The 19,404-nt window shown below is 70.6% G+C and carries 19 protein-coding genes and 1 tRNA gene; 15 read left to right on the top strand and 5 right to left on the bottom strand.

Translation table 11 applies throughout. The features are described from left to right. The first annotated feature begins 7 nt into the window (after positions 1-7). From WG923_RS13845 to WG923_RS13815, 7 genes are all read left to right on the top strand, one after another. Positions 8-733, top strand: coding sequence for a YebC/PmpR family DNA-binding transcriptional regulator (locus tag WG923_RS13845; protein ID WP_340351556.1), 726 nt, complete (start codon positions 8-10; stop codon positions 731-733). An 82-nt stretch (positions 734-815) separates the two neighbouring features. Beyond that, positions 816-2,096, top strand: a complete 1,281-nt coding sequence (purD, locus tag WG923_RS13840) for a phosphoribosylamine--glycine ligase (RefSeq protein ID WP_340351555.1) — start codon at positions 816-818, stop codon at positions 2,094-2,096. 11 nt (positions 2,097-2,107) lie between these two features. Then, complete coding sequence (gene hemF, locus WG923_RS13835) at positions 2,108-3,022, top strand: oxygen-dependent coproporphyrinogen oxidase (RefSeq protein ID WP_340351554.1); 915 nt, start codon at positions 2,108-2,110, stop codon at positions 3,020-3,022. Further along, positions 3,019-3,618, top strand: coding sequence for a nicotinate (nicotinamide) nucleotide adenylyltransferase (gene nadD, locus WG923_RS13830; protein ID WP_340351553.1), 600 nt, complete (start codon positions 3,019-3,021; stop codon positions 3,616-3,618). Before hemF ends, nadD begins: the two co-directional genes overlap by 4 nt. Next, positions 3,618-4,523 carry a ribosome silencing factor gene (gene rsfS, locus WG923_RS13825; protein ID WP_340351552.1) on the top strand — a complete coding sequence of 302 codons (906 nt, stop codon included), beginning with the start codon at positions 3,618-3,620 and terminating at the stop codon, positions 4,521-4,523. Before nadD ends, rsfS begins: the two co-directional genes overlap by 1 nt. Before the next feature lie 3 nt (positions 4,524-4,526). Further along, positions 4,527-4,994 carry a 23S rRNA (pseudouridine(1915)-N(3))-methyltransferase RlmH gene (gene rlmH, locus WG923_RS13820; RefSeq protein ID WP_340351551.1) on the top strand — a complete coding sequence of 156 codons (468 nt, stop codon included), beginning with the start codon at positions 4,527-4,529 and terminating at the stop codon, positions 4,992-4,994. Continuing rightward, complete coding sequence (locus tag WG923_RS13815) at positions 4,991-5,596, top strand: Maf family protein (protein ID WP_340351550.1); 606 nt, start codon at positions 4,991-4,993, stop codon at positions 5,594-5,596. The genes rlmH and WG923_RS13815 overlap by 4 nt, the downstream gene beginning before the upstream one ends. Positions 5,597-5,604: 8 nt before the next feature. On the opposite strand, the gene WG923_RS13810 is transcribed toward WG923_RS13815, so the two are convergent. Next, positions 5,605-7,038, bottom strand: a complete 1,434-nt coding sequence (locus WG923_RS13810) for a PAS domain-containing protein (RefSeq protein ID WP_340351549.1) — start codon at positions 7,036-7,038, stop codon at positions 5,605-5,607. Between the two features lie 103 nt (positions 7,039-7,141). On the opposite strand from WG923_RS13810, the gene rng reads away from it, so the two are divergent. Next, positions 7,142-8,620, top strand: a complete 1,479-nt coding sequence (rng, locus tag WG923_RS13805; RefSeq protein WP_340351548.1) for a ribonuclease G — start codon at positions 7,142-7,144, stop codon at positions 8,618-8,620. Here rng and WG923_RS13800 read toward each other — a convergent pair. The 3 genes from WG923_RS13800 to msbA are packed head-to-tail and all read right to left on the bottom strand — an operon-like array spanning position 8,617 to position 12,532. Further along, a complete protein-coding gene (locus WG923_RS13800; protein WP_340351547.1) occupies positions 8,617-9,621 on the bottom strand; it encodes a hypothetical protein in 1,005 nt (334 codons plus the stop codon). The genes rng and WG923_RS13800 overlap by 4 nt on opposite strands. Then, positions 9,621-10,730, bottom strand: a complete 1,110-nt coding sequence (locus tag WG923_RS13795) for a glycosyltransferase family 9 protein (protein WP_340351546.1) — start codon at positions 10,728-10,730, stop codon at positions 9,621-9,623. The genes WG923_RS13800 and WG923_RS13795 overlap by 1 nt, the downstream gene beginning before the upstream one ends. After that, positions 10,727-12,532 carry a lipid A export permease/ATP-binding protein MsbA gene (msbA, locus tag WG923_RS13790; RefSeq protein WP_340351545.1) on the bottom strand — a complete coding sequence of 602 codons (1,806 nt, stop codon included), beginning with the start codon at positions 12,530-12,532 and terminating at the stop codon, positions 10,727-10,729. The genes WG923_RS13795 and msbA overlap by 4 nt, the downstream gene beginning before the upstream one ends. 145 nt (positions 12,533-12,677) lie before the next feature. Here msbA and WG923_RS13785 point away from each other — a divergent pair, with 145 nt between their 5' ends. Next, a complete protein-coding gene (locus WG923_RS13785) occupies positions 12,678-13,940 on the top strand; it encodes an O-antigen ligase family protein (protein WP_340351544.1) in 1,263 nt (420 codons plus the stop codon). On the opposite strand, the gene WG923_RS13780 is transcribed toward WG923_RS13785, so the two are convergent. Then, positions 13,927-14,745: a glycosyltransferase family 2 protein gene (locus WG923_RS13780; RefSeq protein WP_340351543.1), complete on the bottom strand. Its 819-nt coding sequence runs from the start codon at positions 14,743-14,745 to the stop codon at positions 13,927-13,929. The two genes, WG923_RS13785 and WG923_RS13780, sit on opposite strands and share 14 nt — an antisense overlap. Before the next feature lie 70 nt (positions 14,746-14,815). Between WG923_RS13780 and WG923_RS13775 the strand changes: the two genes are divergently transcribed. From WG923_RS13775 to WG923_RS13750, 6 genes are all read left to right on the top strand, one after another. Next, the gene (locus WG923_RS13775; RefSeq protein WP_340351542.1) at positions 14,816-15,580 is read left to right on the top strand and encodes a glycosyltransferase family 2 protein; all 765 of its coding nucleotides are present in this window, start codon (positions 14,816-14,818) and stop codon (positions 15,578-15,580) included. A gap of 58 nt (positions 15,581-15,638) precedes the next feature. Then, on the top strand, positions 15,639-16,925 hold the full coding sequence (gene tolB, locus WG923_RS13770) for a Tol-Pal system beta propeller repeat protein TolB (RefSeq protein ID WP_445322927.1): 1,287 nt from the start codon (positions 15,639-15,641) through the stop codon (positions 16,923-16,925). Positions 16,926-16,956: 31 nt separating this feature from the next. Beyond that, the gene (gene pal, locus WG923_RS13765; protein ID WP_340351541.1) at positions 16,957-17,502 is read left to right on the top strand and encodes a peptidoglycan-associated lipoprotein Pal; all 546 of its coding nucleotides are present in this window, start codon (positions 16,957-16,959) and stop codon (positions 17,500-17,502) included. A gap of 5 nt (positions 17,503-17,507) precedes the next feature. Next, positions 17,508-18,302, top strand: coding sequence for a tol-pal system protein YbgF (ybgF, locus tag WG923_RS13760; protein ID WP_340351540.1), 795 nt, complete (start codon positions 17,508-17,510; stop codon positions 18,300-18,302). Between the two features lie 17 nt (positions 18,303-18,319). Next, positions 18,320-19,108 (top strand): tRNA threonylcarbamoyladenosine dehydratase, encoded by a 789-nt coding sequence (locus WG923_RS13755; protein WP_340351539.1) that lies wholly within the window; start codon positions 18,320-18,322, stop codon positions 19,106-19,108. A 41-nt stretch (positions 19,109-19,149) separates the two neighbouring features. Then, a tRNA-Lys gene (locus tag WG923_RS13750) sits at positions 19,150-19,225 on the top strand. The last annotated feature ends 179 nt before the right edge of the window (positions 19,226-19,404 follow it).

Here is a 19,404-nt window from a genome sequence, read left to right as displayed (position 1 = left end):
CGATTCCGTGGCCGGACACAGCAAATGGGCAAACATCCAGCACCGCAAGGGGCGCCAGGACGAGAAGCGGGGCAAGGTCTGGACGCGCGTCATCCGTGAAATCATGGTGGCGGCGCGCCAGGGCGGCGGCGACCTGTCAGCCAACCCGCGCCTGCGGCTGGCCGTGGACAAGGCCAAGGCGGCCAACATGCCCGCCGACACCATCAAGCGCAACATCGACAAGGCGACCGGCGCCCTCGAGGGCGTGAGCTACGAGGAAATCCGTTACGAGGGTTACGGCATCGGCGGCGCGGCGATCATCGTCGACACCATGACGGACAACAAGGTCCGCACCGTGGCCGAGGTGCGCCACATCTTCAGCAAGTACGGCGGCAACATGGGCACCGAAGGCTCGGTGGCCTTCCAGTTCAAGCATTGCGGCCAGCTGATCTTCGCCCCCGGCACCAGCGAGGACAAGGTGATGGAAGTGGCGCTGGAAGCCGGTGCCGACGACGTCATCACCGACGACGACGGCGCCATCGAGGTCCTGAGCGCCCCCGGCGAGTTCGAAAAGGTCAAGAATGCGCTGGAGGCCGCGGGCCTGAAGCCCGAGGTCGCGGAAGTGACCATGCGGCCCGAGAACACCATCGAACTGACCGGAGACGAAGCCGCGCGCATGCAGAAACTGCTCGACATGCTGGAAGACCTGGACGACGTGCAGAACGTCTACCACAACGCCGAGATCGACGAATGAGCCCCCACGCTCCGCACTGCGTGTCGTCGCTGCCCCCCGAGGGGGCGGTCGCCCTCCTAGGGGCGGCCCGTCGGAGGGCGATTTGAAAGTCCTGGTCATCGGCGGCGGCGGCCGCGAGCACGCGCTGGCGTGGAAACTGGCCCAGTCGCCCAAGGTGCAGGCGGTCTACGTCGCACCGGGCAACGGCGGCACCGCGCTCGATCCGCGGCTGGAGAACGTGCCCATCGCGGACCTGCGGCAGCTGCGCGACTGGGCGCTCAAGGAGCGCATCGCGCTGACCGTCGTCGGCCCGGAAGCGCCGCTGGCGGCCGGCGTGGTCGACGACTTCCGCACCCACGGCCTGCGCATCTTCGGCCCCACGCAGGCGGCCGCGCAGCTCGAAAGCTCCAAGGCCTTCGCCAAGGCCTTCATGGCGCGCCACCAGATCCCGACGGCGGAATACCAGACCTTCACCGACGCTGGCCTGGCCCACGCCTACGTGGACGAAAAGGGCGCGCCCATCGTGGTCAAGGCCGACGGCCTGGCCGCGGGCAAGGGCGTCGTCGTGGCCACGACGGCGGCCGAAGCGCACGAAGCGATCGACTTCATGCTCCTGGACAACAAGCTGGGCGTGTCGCACAACGAAGGCGGCGCCCGCGTGGTGATCGAGGAATGCCTGGTGGGCGAGGAAGCCAGCTTCATCGTGCTGTGCGACGGCCGCAACGTGGTGGCGCTGGCCACCAGCCAGGACCACAAGCGCCTGATGGATGGCGACCAGGGCCCCAACACCGGCGGCATGGGCGCGTATTCGCCCGCGCCCGTGGTCACGCCCGAAGTGCATGCGCGCGCCATGCGCGAGATCATCCTGCCCACCGTGCGCGGCATGGAAAAGGACGGCATCCCGTACGCCGGCTTCCTCTACGCCGGCCTGATGATCGACGCGCAGGGGCAGCCGAAGACGCTGGAATTCAACTGCCGCATGGGCGACCCCGAGACGCAGCCGATCATGATGCGGCTGAAGTCCGACTTCTACGACGTGATGATGGCGGCCACCTCCGGCACGCTCGACCAGGTCCACCTGGACTGGGACCGCCGCACCGCGCTGGGCGTGGTGATGGCCGCGGCCGGCTACCCCATGGATCCGCGCAAGGGCGACGTGATCCGCGGGCTGCCCAAGGAAGCCGAGGACGCCATGGTGTTCCACGCCGGCACGCTGGCGCAGGGCAACACCACCGTCACCTCCGGCGGGCGCGTGCTGTGCGTCACGGCCCTGGCGGAGACCGTCAAGGCGGCGCAGCAGCGCGCCTACGAGGTGCTGCGGGGCATCCAGTTCGATGGCGCGCAATACCGCCGCGACATCGGATTCCGGGCCATCCGGGGCTGAACGGGGCCGACATGGAAGCCAACATCACCGCCGTGCGCACCTGGCTGACCGGCCTGCAGCAGCGCATCACGCACACCATCTCGGGGATCGACGGCCAGCCTTTCCGCGCCGACACGTGGAAGAAGGAGCCCGGCGAGAAGCTGCAGGGCGAGGGCGTGACCATGATCCTGGAGCAGGGCGGGGTGTTCGAGCGCGCCGGCGTCGGCTTCTCGCACGTGCGCGGCCCGCAGCTGCCGCCCTCGGCCACGCAGCACCGGCCGGAGCTGGTCGGCGCGTCCTTCGAGGCGCTGGGCGTGTCGCTGGTGTTCCATCCGCGCAACCCGTACGCGCCCACGGTGCACATGAACGTGCGCATGCTGGCCGCGCTGCCCGGCAACGCGCCGCCCGTGTACTGGTTCGGGGGCGGCATGGACCTCACGCCCTACTACGGCTGGGAGGAGGACGCCGTCCACTTCCACTCCGTCTGCCGCGACAGCCTGCGCCCCTTCGGCGACGACCGCTACCCGCGCTTCAAGACCTGGTGCGACGAGTACTTCTTCAACAAGCACCGCAACGAGCCGCGCGGCATCGGCGGCATCTTCTTCGACGACTACTTCGAGGACGGCTTCGAGCGCAGCTTCGCCATGCTGCAGTCGGTCGGAGGCAGTTTCCTGGACGCCTACGTGCCGGTGCTGCAACGGCGCAAGGACACCCCCTGGGGCGAGCGCGAACGCGACTGGCAGCTGCTGCGCCGCGGCCGCTACGTCGAGTTCAACCTGGTGTGGGACCGCGGCACGCATTTCGGCCTGCAGTCGGGGGGCCGCACCGAATCCATCCTCATGTCGATGCCGCCCCTGGTGAGCTGGGCCTACCAGCACCACCCCGAGCCGGGCTCGCGCGAGGAAGAACTGCTGCGGCGCTTCCTCGTGCGCAGGGACTGGGTTTGAACCAGCCGATGCGCCGGGTGGGCATGTTCGGCGGGGCGTTCGATCCGCCGCACCGGGCCCACGTCGCCCTGGCGCGCGCGGCCGTGCAGCAGCTCGAACTCGAGCGGCTGTACGTCCTGCCGACCGGCGACGCCTGGCACAAGAGCCGCACGCTGTCGCCCGCGCAGGACCGGCTGGCGATGGCGCGCCTGGCTTTCGCCGCGTTGCCGGCGGTGCAGGTGGACGACCGCGAGCTCAGGCGCACCGGCCCCACGTACAGCGTCGAGACGCTGCGCGAACTGCAGGCCGAGCACCCGGGCGCGCAGCTGCACCTGCTCATGGGCGAGGATCAGGCGGCCGGCTTCAGCCGCTGGCACGCCTGGCAGGAGATCGCCGCGCTGGCCGTGCTGTGCGTGGCCGGGCGCGGCTGCGGGGAGGGCCTCGCCGCCCTGCGCGCGCTACCCGGCGTGCGCGTGGAAGTGCTGCGCTTGCCGCAGATGCCCGAGAGCGCAACGGACATCCGCGCGCGACTGACAGGCAACAAGGACGTCGGCGAGCTGGTTGGGCCAGCCGTCGCCGGTTATATTGAATCCCAACATCTTTACCAGAACACCTGATGACGCAAGAAGCCGCCGCCAAGAAGGACACGCAGAAACTCCAGCGGGCCATCGTCGATGGCCTGGAGGACGTGAAGGGGCAGGACATCCAGGTCTTCAACACCGAGCACCTGTCACCCCTCTTCGAGCGGGTCATCGTGGCGTCGGGGACCTCGAACCGCCAGACCCGGGCGCTGGCCTCCAGCGTGGTGGACGCCGTGCGTGAAGCCGGTTTCCCCAAGCCGCGCATCGAGGGCGAGGAGAACGGCGAGTGGATCATCGTGGACTGCGGCGCGGCCGTCGCCCACATCATGCAGCCCGCCATCCGCCAGTACTACCACCTGGAGGAGATCTGGGGCGAGAAGCCGGTGCGCGTGCGCGTCGGCGCACCCAAGCCCGCGATGCCGGTGAAGGCCGCCGCCGCTCCCGCGCCGGCGAAGAAGGTCGGCACCTCCTTGCGGCGCAGCAGCGCGGCCAGGACGGCGGCGCGCGATGCGGATCGCGAGGCCGCGGCGGCCAAGAAGACGCCGGCGAAGAAGACTGCGGCCAGGAGTGGCGCGAGGACGACCCCCGCCAGGGCGCCTGCCCGGTCGACTGCGAACTCGCCGGCCGGCAAGGCGGCGACCCAGCGCCCGGCCGGCAAGGCGGCGACCCAGCGCCCAGCCGGCACGGCGGCGACCAGGCGGCCGTCGGGCACGGCAGCGACCAAGCGGCCGTCGGGCACGGCAGCGACCCAGCGGTCCTCCGGCACGGCGGCGACCAAGCGCCCCTCCGGCACGGCGGCCAGGAGCACCGCGGCAAGGCCCGGCGCCCCCCGCAGCGGCGCGGCCAAGGCCAGCCCCGCGAAGAGCGCCCCCGCCAGGGGCACCTCCGCGAAGAAGGCGCCGGCCAGGACGGCGGCCAAGAAGACCTCGCCCCGTCACTGAGCGATGCGGCTGCTGGTCGTGGCCGTCGGCCAGCGCGTGCCGGACTGGGCGCAGGCGGCCTGGGACGACTACGCCAAGCGCTTCCCGCCGGAACTGCGGCTGGAGCTGAAGGCCGTCAAGACCGAACCGCGCGCCTCGAAGACGCTGCCCACGCTGCTGGCCGCCGAGCGCGAGCGCATCGAGGCCGCGATCCCGAAAGGCGCGCGCGTCGTCGCGCTGGACGAGCGCGGCACGCCGCTGACCACCATGGCCCTGGCCGGAAAGCTCAAGGACTGGCCGCTGGAAAACGACACGGTGGCCCTGGTGATCGGCGGCCCCGACGGCCTGGAACCCGCCTTCCGCCAGGCGGCGCACGAACGCATCCGCCTGTCCGACCTCACGCTGCCCCATGCCATGGTGCGGGTGCTCCTGGCCGAACAGCTCTATCGCGCCTGGTCGATCAACGCGGGCCACCCGTACCACCGGGAATGAGCAAGGCTTTCCTCTACCTCGCCTCGCAGAGCCCGCGCCGGCGCCAACTGCTCGAACAGCTCGGGGTGGCCTACGAGCTGCTCCTGCCCGAGCCGCACGAGGACAGCGAGGCGCTGGAGGAGGTCCATCCCGGCGAGGCGCCGGCACGCTACGTGAAGCGCGTCACGGCGCTCAAGCTCGATGCTGCCGTGGCCCGGATGAAGCGGCGCGGCCTGCCGACCGCGCCCGTGCTCTGCTCCGATACGACGGTGGCGATGGGTCGCACCATCTACGGCAAGCCGGCCGATGCACGCGATGCGGAGCGCATGCTGCGCGAACTGTCCGGGCACACCCACCGCGTGCTCACCGCGGTCGCAGTGCAGGCCGGGCGCCGGCGCGCCGAAACCGTGAGCGATTCGCGCGTGAGCTTCGCCGAGATGAGCGCGGCGGACATCCGCGCCTACGTGGCTAGCGGCGAGCCGATGGGCAAGGCGGGCGCGTACGCGGTGCAGGGCAGGGCCGCCGCGCACATCCGCCGCATCGACGGCTCCTACACCGGGATCATGGGCCTGCCGCTGCACGAGACGGCGACGCTGCTCAGGAGCCTGGGCTTGCGCTGGTAGGCCCGCGCTCAGGCCGCCAGCTTCACCGCCGGCTCGTCGATCTCCAGCGCCTCCGGCACCAGGCCCACCACCTCCTGCCGGCCGTTGAACACCGGCCGCAGCGAAAAGAGGAAGCTGCGCAGGCCGTCCGGCAGGTTCACGCGGATCATCGTGCGCACCACCTCGCCCCTGGCCGCGGTTTCGACGGCGGCGCGCACGCGCTGCGCCGCGTCGGGCGTGGCGCTGAACCAGGGAGTCTCCCAGAACGGGCGCCCCATGACCTGGTCGAGCGTGCAGCGGATCGCGGCCAGCGAAGCCGGGTTCGCATCGAGCAGCGTGCCCTGCGTGTCGAGGAAGCCCTGGAAGATCAGGTCGGTGGCGAAGGTGGCGCGCAGCCGGTCGGCCACCGCGTTCTGCGCGGCCAGGGCGCGCGAGAGTTCCGCGGTGCGCGTCTTCACGTGCCCCTCGAGCGCCTCGTTGAAGCGCCGCAGCGCCTGCTGCGCCCGCTGCTCCGCCTCGATCAGGGCCGCGAGCCGGGCGCGTTCCTCCCCGAGCTGCCAGTTGGTCAGGCGCAGCGCCGTTTCCGCCCGCGCGCGCTCGGTCACGTCGGTCGCCAGCACGAAGATGCCGTCGACCACGCCCGCAGCGTCGCGCGTCGGCTGGTACACGAAGTCCAGCACGCATTCCTCCGCCGGCACGTCGGGGGTGCGGTGCAGCGTGACCTTCGCGCCGGTGCCCAGGTAGGCCTCGCCGCTGCCGTACACGCCATCGAGCAGTTCGATGAAGCCTTGCGCGCGCACCTCGGGAATCGCTTCGGCCACCGGCTTGCCGACGATGTCGCGGCCCGCCACCAGCCGCAGGTAGGCGTCGTTGGCGAACTCGAACACGTGCCGCGGCCCGCGCAGCAGCGCGACGGGCGCCGGCGCCTGCCGGAACATCTCGCGCCAGCGGTCGATCTCCGCCTGCCGCTCGCGCCGCGCGTGCACGATGGCCGTGACCTCGTTGCCCTGGTTGAAGATGCCGCCGATGCCGTGCTCGGCGTCGCGGATGGCCGTGAGGCTGTAGTTCCACCAGGTCTCGCAGGGGCGGCCGCCGCGCACCATGGGCAGCATCTGCTCGTACAGGGCCATGCCTTCGCCGGTGGCGAACACGTGCTGGAACTGCGGACCGACGATGTCCCAGATATCGCTCCAGCCCTCGCGCGCCGGCATGCCGAGGATGGCCGGATGCTTCTCGGCGGGGATCTCCGACCAGGCATCGTTGTAGAGGACGTGGAACGCCGGCCCCCAGTAGATGGCGGTGGGAAAGCTGGAATTGAGGCACAGGCTCATCGCCATGCGCAGCGCCGGGGGCCACTGCGCGGGCGGCCCGAGCGGATGCGAGCCCCAATCGAAGGCGCGGATGCGTTCGCCCATGGCGCCACCGCCCTGGAGGAAGGCCGGAGCGGCCGGAACAAGTTTCATGGGTGCGGCCCCCGGCGAGGGGAGCATCACGCCGTCGTTGGCGTGCGAAAGAACTCTAGCAGGCCCCTGCGCGGGCAGGAGCGTGAGGTATCCTTTCCCTTACATGCAGCAGGACATCCTGGTCAACTGGTCGCCGCAGGAGACGCGCGTGGCCATCGTCGAAAGCGGCGCCGTGCAGGAGCTGCACGTCGAACGCACGCTCGAGCGCGGGCTGGTGGGCAACGTCTACCTGGGCAAGGTCGCGCGCGTGCTTCCGGGCATGCAGTCGGCCTTCATCGACATCGGCCTGGAACGCGCGGCCTTCCTGCACGTGGCGGACGTCTGGCAGCGCCAGCCCGATGGCGAGCCGCCGGCGGCCGTGCGCGGGACGGCGGCGCAGCAGGTGCCGATCGAAAAGCAGGTGTTCGAAGGCCAGGCGCTGATGGTGCAGGTGATCAAGGATCCGATCGGCACCAAGGGCGCGCGCCTGTCCACGCAGATCAGCATCGCCGGGCGGCTGCTGGTGTTCCTGCCGCAGGACGACCACGTCGGCGTCTCGCAGAAGATCCCTTCCGACCAGCGCGACGCATTGCGCCGGCGCCTGAACAAGCTGGTGGGCGAGGCGGGCGGCGGCTTCATCCTGCGCACCAACGGCGAGGACGCCAGCGACGCCGAACTGGCCGAAGACATCGCCTACCTGCGCAAGACCTGGGCGCGCATCCGCGAGTCGGCCACGCGCGTGCCGCCCCCGGCATTGCTGCACCAGGACCTGAACCTGCTGCAGCGCGTGCTGCGGGACCTGGTCACCGACCAGACCACGGCGATCCGCATCGATTCGCGCGAGCAGTTCGCGCTGCTGCAGGCCTTCGGCCAGGAATTCATGCCGGCGGCGGCCGCCAAGCTGCAGCTGTACAAGGGCGAGCGGCCGATCTTCGACCTGTATTCGGTCGACGACGAAATCGCCAAGGCCCTCGGGCGGCGCGTGGAGCTGAAGTCCGGCGGCTACCTGATCGTGGACCAGACCGAGGCGCTGACCACCATCGACGTCAACACGGGCGGCTACGTCGGCTCGCGCAACTTCGACGAGACGATCTTCAAGACCAACCTCGAGGCCGCGCAGGCCATCGCGCGGCAACTGCGGCTGCGCAACCTGGGCGGCATCATCATCGTCGACTTCATCGACATGCAGCGCGAGGACCACCGCGAGGCGGTGCTGGCGGAATTCCGCAAGCAGCTCGCGCGCGACCGCGTCAAGACGATGTCGGGCGGCTTCTCGCAGCTCGGGCTGGTGGAGATGACGCGCAAGCGCACGCGCGAATCGCTGGCCCACCTGCTGTGCGAGCCTTGCCCGCTCTGCCAGGGCAAGGGCACGGTGCGCACGCCGCGCACGGTGGCCTACGACATCCTGCGCGAGATCCTGCGCGAGGCCCGCCAGTTCAATCCGCGCGAATACCGCGTGATCGCCGCGCCCAAGGTGATCGAGCTGTTCCTCGACGAGGAGAGCCAGCACCTGGCGGGGCTGTCGGATTTCATCGGCAAGCCGATCTCGCTGCAGGCCGAGTCGGCGATGGGCCAGGAGCAGTACGACATCGTGCTGCTCTAGGAGGCGGGGCCCTGCAGCCGGAACGCCGCGGCGACCTGGCGGCGAAAGGCCTGCGGCTCCTGCGCGATGACCTCGCGGTAGCCGGCCAGCTCGCGCGCGCAGGCCTCGAACTGCCCCAGCACCTCGTTCACGCGCTCGCCGAAGGCCCGCACGAAAGCCGCATCCTTGACGTCCAGCTTGAACCGCTCCGGGATCGGGACGTCCACCTGATTGGCCGCCGAGCCGTGGCGGGCCGTGATCACGCAGCAGCCGTGGAGCGCCGCCTCGCGCGGCAGGCGGTCCTTGCCGGGGTGGTGGCCGAAATCGATGTACAGCTTCGCATCGAGGAAGGCCTGCGCGAGCTGCTCGCGGTCCAGCCCGCGCAAGGGCCGGAAGCGCCACTGCGGGTAGGCCGCCATCAGGCGCGCGGTGATGGGCGCGCCCTTGGTGGGGTTGTACAGGATGGTGTCGGTGCGCTGCGCGCTGGCCAGCCGGGGCGGCAGCGACGCGACGTACGCCGGCTCGGTGTAGACGGGGATCGGGTCGGAGAGCGGCTCGGATGCGAGGCCGTGGCCCGCCAGGAATGCGCGCGCGTAGTCGCTCTGCGCGAACTGCCGCAGGTGCGCCAGGGCCCGCACGCCGCCCCAGGGCCGCTGCCCCTTCAGCACGTACTTCCAGTACCGCAGCCGGTCGCGCCAGGGCCGCCCGTAGCGCACGCCGGTGAAGTTGTTGACGGACATCCACCACAGTGCCGCTTCCGCCTGCCGTACGCGCAAGGCGAGGGGCGTGAAGATCTCGGGAAAGACGACCAGCGTGCCGGGCTCGTCCGCATAGCGGCCCACCGGGGCGCCATGCTTTCGATACGGGCCGGGCGTCTCGAACGTGCGGTGGAACGGGTGGTAGACGATCTGCGCCGGCTGGCCCAGGGCATTCGCCTCGGCCACCAGCTGGTGCAGGGCCTCCGGTCCCGCCGTCATGGCGTTGCCGGGGCAGATCACGAGGACATTGGAATAGGCGGGCATCAGGAAGGAACCTGGCTTGCGGCGGGCGCGCGCAGGATGCGCAGGGCCTCCTGCGCGACGCGCTCGGGGCGGATGGCCGGCAGGCAGTCGGTGCGGCTCATGCGGTGGTCCTCGCAGCCCGCCTTGCCGCAAGGCACGCAGGGCAGTTCCGCCTGCAGCAGGGTCACCTGGCCGACGGATTGAACGCTGCTGCGACGCTGCCAGCGCACGACCTGTTCGCGCGGCACGGCGGGCCACGGGGCCCAGCGTTGCGGGTTGGTGGGCCCGAAGATCGCGAGCACGGGAATGGCGCAGGCGGCCGCCAGGTGCGACACGGACGTGTCCGGGCCGATGTAGAGGGCGGCGCCGCGCAGCAGGCCCGCGAGCTGGGCGAAGTCCAGCAGGCCGGCATCGAGCAGCCGGTCCTCGGGCGCCGCGCCGCGCATCGCATCCACCGTGGCGCGGTCTTCCGCCGCGGGCCCGCCGGTCAGGACCACCTGGTGTCCGGCTGCGGCCAGCAGGCCCACCAGCGTGCGGAAATGCTCGAGGGGCCACTGCTTGTACGGCCACATCGAGGGCGTGTGCACGACCACGTAGCCGCGCGCCAGCCGCTGCGCGAGCGCTGTCGGCAGCGGCTGCGAAGGAGGGGCCACCAGCTTCGCTTCGAGCGCCCCGGCCTGCCAGGGCGCGAGCAACTGCAGCTTCTCCTGCACCACGTGCACCTCGCCCAGGTCGCCCGACAGCGTGACGGCGTGATCCAGCAGCCGCCTCTTCCAGCTGTTGCTGCCGCCGCGCGCGGGCACCAATCCGGCACGGTGGCGGGAGGCGAGGGCGCCCATCAGGTGGGCGCGGTCGCTGCCCTCCGCCACCAGGGCGAGGTCATAGCGATGCCACAGCCGGCGCGCCAGCCGCAGGCCGCCACGCCAGCCCAGGCGCGCGGGCGTCGCGATCAACTCGCGGATGTCGGGGTTGCCGCGCAGCATGCCGAGGGTGCCTTCGAAGCCGAGGACGTCCACCGCCGCTTCGGGCCAGCGCTGCCGGGCCGCGTGGATCAGGGGCGTGGTGAGCAGCACGTCCCCGATCTGCCGCGTGACGATCACGAGCACCGACTCCACGCGCGCGGGCTTCACAGCTCCGGTCCGCCGGCGATCCCGCTGAACGCATGCAGGCGCGCATACAGGCCGCCGCGGGCGAGCAGTTCCGCGTGGCCGCCGAGTTCCAGCAGGCGCCCGCGTTCCAGCACCGCGACGCGGTCCGCGTGCTCGATGGTCGAGAGGCGGTGCGCGATGATCAGCGTGGTGCGGCCGGCCATCAGGCGCCGCAGGGCGTCCTGCACCAGGCGTTCGGATTCGTTGTCGAGCGCGGAGGTGGCCTCGTCCAGGATCAGGATGGGTGCGTCCTTGTAGAGGGCGCGGGCGATCGCGAGGCGCTGCCGCTGGCCACCGGACAGCGCCGTGGCGTTGTGCCCGACGCCCGTATCGAGGCCCTGCGGCAGCACGGACACCAGCTCGCCCAGGTTCGCCGCCTCCAGGGCGGCGCGCACCCGGTCGCGGTCCATCTCGTGGCCCAGGGCGACGTTGGCCGCCAGCGTGTCGTTGAACATCACCACGTCCTGGCTGACCATCGCGAACTGGCGGCGCAGGGCATGCAGGTCCCATTCCGGCAGCGGCACGCCGTCCAGGCGGAGGGTGCCGGCGGACGGCTCCACGAAGCGGGGCAGCAGGTTGGCCAGCGTGGTCTTGCCCGAGCCGGAGGGGCCGACCAGCGCGATGGTTTCGCCCGGCCGGATGTCCAGCGTGAACCGGTCGAGGGCCGGCGCGGTGGCGCCCGGGTAGCGCACGGTCACCTGCTCCAGCGCGATGCGGCCCTGCGCCCGGGCCGGCGCGTGGCTGCCGCCGCGCTCGGCCGGCGTGTGTTCCACCAGGTCGAAGGAGCGCTCCAGCACCGCCAGCGCCCGCGTGATCGGGCTCGTGGCTTCCGACAGCCGCTTCACCGGTGCGATCAGCATCATGAGGGCGGCGATGAACGAGGCGAAGGTGCCCACCGTCATGCCTTCGCCGGTCTGCCACAGGGCGATCGAGATCACCACCGACAGGGCCGCCGCCGCCAGCATGTGCATCAGCGGCGTGATCGCCGCCGAGGCCACGGCGGACTTCATGGCCAGCCGCCGCAAGGCCAGGCTCAGCACGCTGAAGCGTTCCGCCTGGGCCTGCTGGGCGCCGTGCAGCCGCACCACGCGGGTGGCCAGCACGTTCTCTTCCACCGCATAGGCGAGTTCCACCGTGGCGGCCTGGCTGGTCTTGGCCAGCCGGTGCAGGCGCCGCGACGCGGTGCGCATGAGCCACGCGACGGCCGGCGCCAGGAAGGTGACCACGAGCGTGAGCTGCCAGTTCACGTAGATCAGGTACAGCAGCAGCGCCACCAGCGCGAGGCCGTCCTTGACCAGCCCCGTGAGCGCGTTCACCAGCATGAAGATCGCGTTCTGCACCTCGTGCACGATGCTGTTCGACAGCGAGCTGGCGGACTCGGAGCGGAACAGGTCCATGCGCGCGTCCAGCATGCGGCCGAACAGCGCCCGGCGCAGCATGAACATGCCTTCGTTGGCGATCTTGGCCAGCGCGATGTCCGCGATGAACCCGGCAGCGCCACGGATGGCGAACAGCAGCAGCAGGGCCGCGGGCACCAGCCAGGGATTGAAGCTGCCCGGGCGGAATCCGCGATCCAGCAGGGCTTTCAGCAAGGCCGGCGCGGCCGGCTCGGTCGCCGCGCCGACGATGGTGGCGAGCAGCACCACGACCCAGTAGCGCCGGACGTCGCGGATGTAGGGAAAGAAGCGGCGCACGCGCGCCACGAGCCCCTCCGGCCCCGCGGTGCCGGGGGCGTTCGCGGGAGCTCCGGGAGCGTCAGGCACAATGGGCGAAGCGGACTGCATGCAGCCCGCCATTATCCAACCAAACGGCTGGGCGAGGCGCTGCGCGGCAGCGGCAGGGGGCCCGCCACTTCTCCGATCGATGTTGTCTCCGTTCGATTCCCGCCGCGACTTCACCGGCGTTGCGCCCGCTGGCGGCCTTGTGTCGGTGACTGGTCTGCTGCTCTGTTGCGCGCCCCTGTTCGTCCTCACGCTGCGCGGCTGGGCCAACGCGGTGCTGTTCGTCGGCGCCCTCCTGGCGATGCTGCTGCTGGCGAGCCGTGGACTGCCGCGCGCGGCACTGGCGCGCGAAGATCGCCGCTGGGCCGCGGCCCTGGTCCTGGCGTACCTGGCGCCCCTGCTGTCGGTGGCGGTCGCCGCCGCCCTGCGGCACGATGCGGACATCACCCAGTTCGACGCGCCGTCGCGTTTCCTGCTCGCCATCCCGGTCTTCCTGTTCGTGCTGCGTTCGGGATGGCCGGCCGGCAGCCTCCTGCAGTGGGTGCTGCCCGCGGCGCTCGCCGTCGTCCTCGGCTACCTGCAGATCGTTGGACAGGATCCGTATTGGCCGTCGGTGCGCGTCACCACGCACGTCGTCGATCCGCTCGTGTTCGGCTACTTCAACCTGGCGTTCGGCCTGATGTGCTTCGCTTCGATCACGCCGGCCGACTGGCGCGAGGGCCGGCGCTGGGGCATCCTGCTGCGCCTGGCGGCGACCGGGCTGGGCCTGTACTTCTCGCTGCTGTCCTGGTCGCGAACGGGCTGGCTGGCGTTGCCGGTGGTGGTGGGCCTCTGGCTGTACCACCACTGGGGACGCACACACCGGTTGGCTGCGGCGGGGGCGCTGGCCGCCGCGCTGCTGCTTCCGGTCCTGGCCTACTTCGCGGTACCGGTGGTGCAACTGCGCGTCGACGAGGCCTTCACCCAACTGTCGCAGTATCCCTGGCACGGTGGCGTCGAACGGCGGGAGACTTCCGCCGGATACCGCATCACCTACCTGCGCATCGCGGCCGACATGTTTGCCATGAATCCGTGGGCTGGGGTAGGGCTCACGGCGCATGCGGCGCCGTACCCCGCCAATGCCTTCGCCTATGCGGCGCCGGACGCCGTTGCCGCCGCGTTCGCCTCCGGCTTCCACAACCAGATCGTCACCAATGCCATTCGCAGCGGGCTCGGTGGCCTGCTGGCGACCGCGGCCCTGCTGTTCGTGCCGCTGCTGCTGTGCCTGCGCGGACTGCGCGGCGCGGCGCCGGGCGAGGGCCGGCAGGCCCTGATCGGAGTTGCCTACTGCACCTGCCTGGTCGTGAGCAGCCTGAGCACGGAAGTGGTGGACCTGAAGTTCGCAGCCAGCTTCTATGCGACCATGACCGCGATCCTGTGCGGGGCGGTGCTCGGCGAGCGGCGCCAGGCCGCGGCTCTCAGCGCCAGATGAACTGCCCGTCCCTGCGTTCGCCGTGCAGCGTCTGGCCGAAGCGCGCCAGTTCCTCGGCGCGCCAGCGCTGTTCCTGGCGCCTGCGCAGCATCTTGTGCCACTTGCGCTGCAGCGTGGACTTGCCCAGCAGCCGGTAGTTGTTGCGCGCGCTCAGCCCCTCGCGGGCGGACAGGCCGCGCTCCTGCTTCATCGCGCTGACGGTGATCGAGCCGTAGTGATGCAGCCAGGAGGCGCCGACCATCGCGGTGCCTATGCCGGCCTGTTCCAGCGTGTTGAAGAAGAGGGTGTCCTCGTAGCCCCACAGGCTCGGCGTGGCCTGGAAGTAGCCCACCTGCTCCCACACCGAGCGGTGCACGCACATGCACACCGCATGGCGCGCGCCCATGCGGGCGACCTCGCGCATGCGGGTGGAGGACTGCAGCGCGAAGGCGTCGAAATCGTAGTCGAGGGCGCCCTCGACGAGTGCCGGCGAAACGACCTTCACCCCGCGCGCCTGCGCCGCGCCGATGAGGCTTTCGAGCCAGCCGGCGGAGACGAGCACGTCGTTGTTCATCACGACCGTCCACTCGGACTGGAAGGCGAGCACTCCCTGGTTCCAGGCGACGCCGCAGCCGAGGTTCTGCCGGTTCAGGATGCGGCCGCCCAGCGGCAGCGCCTGCAGGTAGTCGCGCGTCTCGTCGCTGGAGCCGTTGTCGACCGCCACCACGCGCCCCAGGTCGTACCCGTGCCGCACCAGGCTGTCCACGCACTGGCGCGTGTAGCCGACCTGGTTGTAGCAGGCGAAGGTGATCGCATAGTCGGGCATCCCTCAGACCCGGGTATCATCGACATTCATGCTCGGATTATCCAGTGAATCCGGGGGGCACCCGGGCACGGTGGCACTCAGCATCATCGTGATCACCCGGGATGAGGAGGCCAACATCGCCGCCTGCCTCGCCTCCGTTTCCTTCGCGCGCGAACTCGTGGTGGTGGATTCCGGCAGCCGCGACCGCACCGTCGAACTCGCCCGCGCCGCCGGCGCGCGCGTGCAGCAGACGCAGGACTGGCCCGGCTTCGGTGCGCAGAAGAACCGCGCGCTCGACCTCGCCACGCAGCCCTGGGTGCTCTCCATCGATGCCGACGAGCGCGTCACGCCGCCACTGCGCGACGCGATCGTTCAGGCCGTGCAGGGCACGGCAGGCCCCGACGCGTATTCGATGCCGCGCCGCTCCAGTTACTGCGGCCAGTTCATCGCGCATTCCGGCTGGTATCCCGATCGCGTGGTGCGCCTGTTCCGCCGCGGCAGCGCCCGCTTTTCCGCCGACGCGGTGCACGAGCGCCTCGTCACGCAGGGCGCCGTCGGCCGCCTGCAGGGCGACCTGCTGCACACCACTTATCCGGACCTGGAAACCATGCTGGAGAAGCTGAACCGCTACTCCACCGCCTCCGCCGGCATGCTGCATGCCGAGGGCCGGCGCTCGTCGCTCGCCGGTGCCGTGGCGCGCGGGCTGTGGGCGTTCTTCCGCACCTACGTGCTGCGCTCGGGGTGGCTCGACGGCCGCATGGGTTTCGTGCTGGCGGTCTCGGTGGCGGAAGGAACTTATTACAAGTACCTCAAACTCTGGCACCTGGGTCACCGGACCGATACATGGCGGGGATAACATCGCCGGGTCCGGTCGGGAGCCGGGCCTGAAAGATACCAAGGAGAAAAGACGCAGCATGGACCTTCGTGCACTCTGGCGACGCCGCGAACTCATGGCCCTGCTCGGGGCCGCTGCCGCCGGCCCGGCGCTGGCGCAATTCCGGGTCGAAGTCACCGGCGTGGGACTGACGCAGTTGCCCATCGCGATCGCGCCGTTCCGCGGCGAGGCCGAACTGCCGCAGAAGATCGCCTCCATCGTCCAGGCCGACCTCGAGCGCAGCGGCCAGTTCCGCGGCATCGATCCCGCGGGCAGCGCCGCGCTGGACGAAACGAGCCGGCCCGACCTGAGCCCCTGGCGCCAGAAGAGCGCCGACTCGCTCGCGGTGGGCAGCGTCTCGCGGCTGGCCGACGGCCGCTACGACGTGCGCTACCGCCTGTGGGACGTGGTGAAGGGACAGGACCTCGGGGGCCAGAGCTTCGTGGTGCCGGCGCTCGACCTGCGCCTGGCCGCCCACCACATCGCCGACGCCATCTACGAGAAGCTCACGGGCGACAAGGGCGTGTTCTCCACCCGCATCGCCTACGTCACCAAGGCCGGCACGCGCTACAACCTGTGGGTGGCCGATGCGGACGGCGAGAACGCGCAGTCGGCCCTCGCGAGTCCCGAGCCGATCATCTCGCCGGCGTGGTCCGCCAGCGGCGCGCAGCTCGCCTACGTGTCGTTCGAGTCGCGCAAGCCGGTGGTGTACGTGCACGAGATCGCCACGGGGCAAAGGCGCCTGATCGCCAACTTCCGCGGCTCCAACAGCGCGCCGGCCTGGGCCCCGGACGGCCGCTCGCTGGCCGTGACGCTCACCCGCGAAGGCGGCTCGCAGCTCTACACGATCCCCGCCACCGGCGGCGAGCCGCGCCGCCTGACGCAATCGGGCAGCATCGACACCGAGCCGGTCTACTCCGCCGACGGCCGCAGCATCTACTTCGTGAGCGACCGCGGCGGTTCGCCGCAGATCTATCGGATGGCGGGCACGGGCGGCGATCCCCAGCGGGTCACCTTTACAGGCACTTACAACATTTCGCCGGCGCTCAGTCCCGACGGAAAATGGCTCGCCTACATTTCCCGCATCAACGGCGCCTTCAAGCTGCAGGTGATGGAACTCGCCACCGGCAATGTGCAGTCGCTCACCGAGACCACTGCCGACGAAAGCCCGAGCTTCGCGCCCAACGGCCGGCTGATCATCTATGCCACCCGGCAGGGCGGGGCCGAAGCCTTGATGACCACCACCCTCGACGGCAAGATCAAGGCCCGACTGCCGGGCCGGGGCGGTGACATCCGCGAGCCCGACTGGGGCCCCTTCCGCCGTTGACGAACCCATCAAACATCAGGAGGTTTCCGGAATGAACAAGCGTGTGTTCCTGGCCGTTGCCCTGGCGGCAGCGCTCGCCGGCTGCGCCAGTGGGGTGAAGCTCGACGACGTGCCGGTGGAGGACAAGCAAGGCACCGCAGTCACCACCCCGACGCCCGGGACCGGCACGACGCCGTCCACCGGCGCCACCTCGCGCGTGGAACCGGTGGACGCCACCCGCGGCGCCACCGACATCGCGGGGCCGAACGGCGTGGGGCGCATCGTGTACTTCGACTACGACAGCAACGTCATCAAGCCGGAGTTCCAGAACGTGATCGAGGCGCATGCGCGCTTCCTCAAGGCCAACGGCAGCCGCCACGTGGTGATCGAAGGCCACACCGACGAGCGCGGCGGCCGCGAGTACAACCTCGCGCTCGGCCAGCGCCGCTCGGAAGCCGTGCGCCGCGCGCTCGAGCTGCTGGGCGTGAAGGACTCGCAGGTCGAAGCGGTGAGCTTCGGCAAGGAAAAGCCCGCGGTTCCGGGCAACGACGAAACCGCCTTTGCGCGCAACCGCCGCGCCGAGATCGCGTACCGATGATGACCATGAAACGTTCCGCGCTCGCCGCGGCCCTGGCCGCGCTCACGCTGTTCACGGCTTCCGCGCAGGCCGCGCTGTTCGAGGACGACGAGGCCCGCCGCGCCATCCTCGACCTGCGCCAGCGCGTGGAGCAGCAGCGCCAGGCCGCGGCCGCGCAGCAGCAGGCGCAGCAGCAGCTGGCCGACGACCTCAAGCGCGCCAACGACGAGAACGCGAACCTGCGCCGCGCCCTGCTGGAACTGCAGAACCAGATCGAGTCGCTGCGGACCGACCTCGCGCGCCTGCGCGGCAGCGACGAACAGCTCGCGCGCGACCTCGCCGACGTGCAGCGCCGCCAGAAGGACATCGCCGCCGGCGTGGAAGAGCGCCTGCGCAAGTTCGAGCCGGTGCAGGTGACGGTGGATGGCCGCGAGTTCAGCGCCGATCCCGCCGAGCAGCGCGAATTCGAGTCCGCGCTGGCCGCCTTCCGCAAGGGCGACTTCCTGGCCGCCCAGGGCGCGTTCTCCGATTTCCTGCGCAAATACCCGAGCAGCGGCTACCGTCCCAGCGCCCTGTTCTGGGTGGGCAATGCGCAGTACGCCAACCGCGACTACAAGGGCGCGATCGCGAACTTCCGCGCGCTGCTGCAGCAGGCGCCGGACCATCCGCGCGCACCCGAGGCCGTGCTGTCCATCGCCAACTGCCAGATCGAGCTGAAGGAAAACGCCAACGCGCGCCGCACGCTCGACGAGCTGGTCAAGGCCTACCCGCAGTCGGAAGCGGCCGTGGCCGCGCGCGAGCGGCTGGCGCGCCTGCGCTAGCGGCGCGCAGCGGGCGCATGACGCACCTGGACGAAGCGGCGGACCTGCAGCGGCGCTTCGGCGGGCTCGAGCGGCTCTACGGCATGGCAGGCGCTGCGGCGATCCGCCGCGCGCACGTCGCCGTGGTCGGCATCGGCGGCGTCGGCTCCTGGGCGGCCGAGGCGCTGGCGCGCAGCGGCGTCGGCGCGCTGACGCTGATCGACCTGGACCACGTCGCCGAGTCCAACATCAACCGCCAGGTCCACGCGCTGGAAAGCACGCTGGGGCAGGCCAAGGTGCTCGCCATGCGCGAGCGCATCGCGCAGATCCATCCCCGCTGCACCGTGCATGCGGTGGAGGAGTTCGTCGAGCCGGGGAACTGGCCGCAACTGCTGCCCGAAGGCGTGGATGCGGTGATCGATGCCTGCGACGAAGTCAAGGCGAAGACGGCGATGGCGGTGTGGGCGCGCGAGCGCAAGGGCCTGTTCATCTCCTGCGGCGCCGCGGGCGGCAAGCGCCTGGCGCACCAGGTGGACGTGGACGACCTCGCCGCCACCACGCACGACCCGCTGCTCGCGCAACTGCGCTACCGCCTGCGCAGGTTCCATGGCGCGCCGAAGGAGGGCAAGCGCATCGGCATTGCGTGCGTGTTCAGCCGCGAAGCCGTCGCGCCGCCGGATCCTTCGTGCGCGATCGAAGGCGACGGTTCGCTCAACTGCCACGGCTACGGATCGGTGGTGAGCGTGACGGCGACCTTCGGCCAATGCGCGGCAGGTTGGGTGCTGGATCGCATCGCCTCCGGGAAGGCCCCGAAGAGCACGCTATAATCGCCGACTTTGCTGTTGCGCAATGCAACGGCAGGCAGGTCGGGACGTTAGCTCAGTTGGTAGAGCAGCGGACTTTTAATCCGTTGGTCGCAGGTTCGAATCCTGCACGTCCTACCAGTGAAATTCCGCGCCGCGACGCACTCGCGTTGCGCTCTCTGACGAGAAGTAGTCGCCATACGGGTCGCCATAGTGGTCCCGCTGGCCAGGTGGGCGGGCGTCCATTCGCCACCCCGATGTGCCCGACTGTGCTCCAGACCCGGAACTCAGAGCTGCCCTGATAGTACGGGGCTTGTCGT

It is taken from the genome of Ramlibacter sp. AN1133 (assembly GCF_037890035.1).
Lineage (GTDB): Bacteria > Pseudomonadota > Gammaproteobacteria > Burkholderiales > Burkholderiaceae_C > Ramlibacter.
The sequence above is the reverse complement of the archived record's forward strand: the minus strand, read 5'-3'. Positions and strand labels throughout refer to the sequence as shown.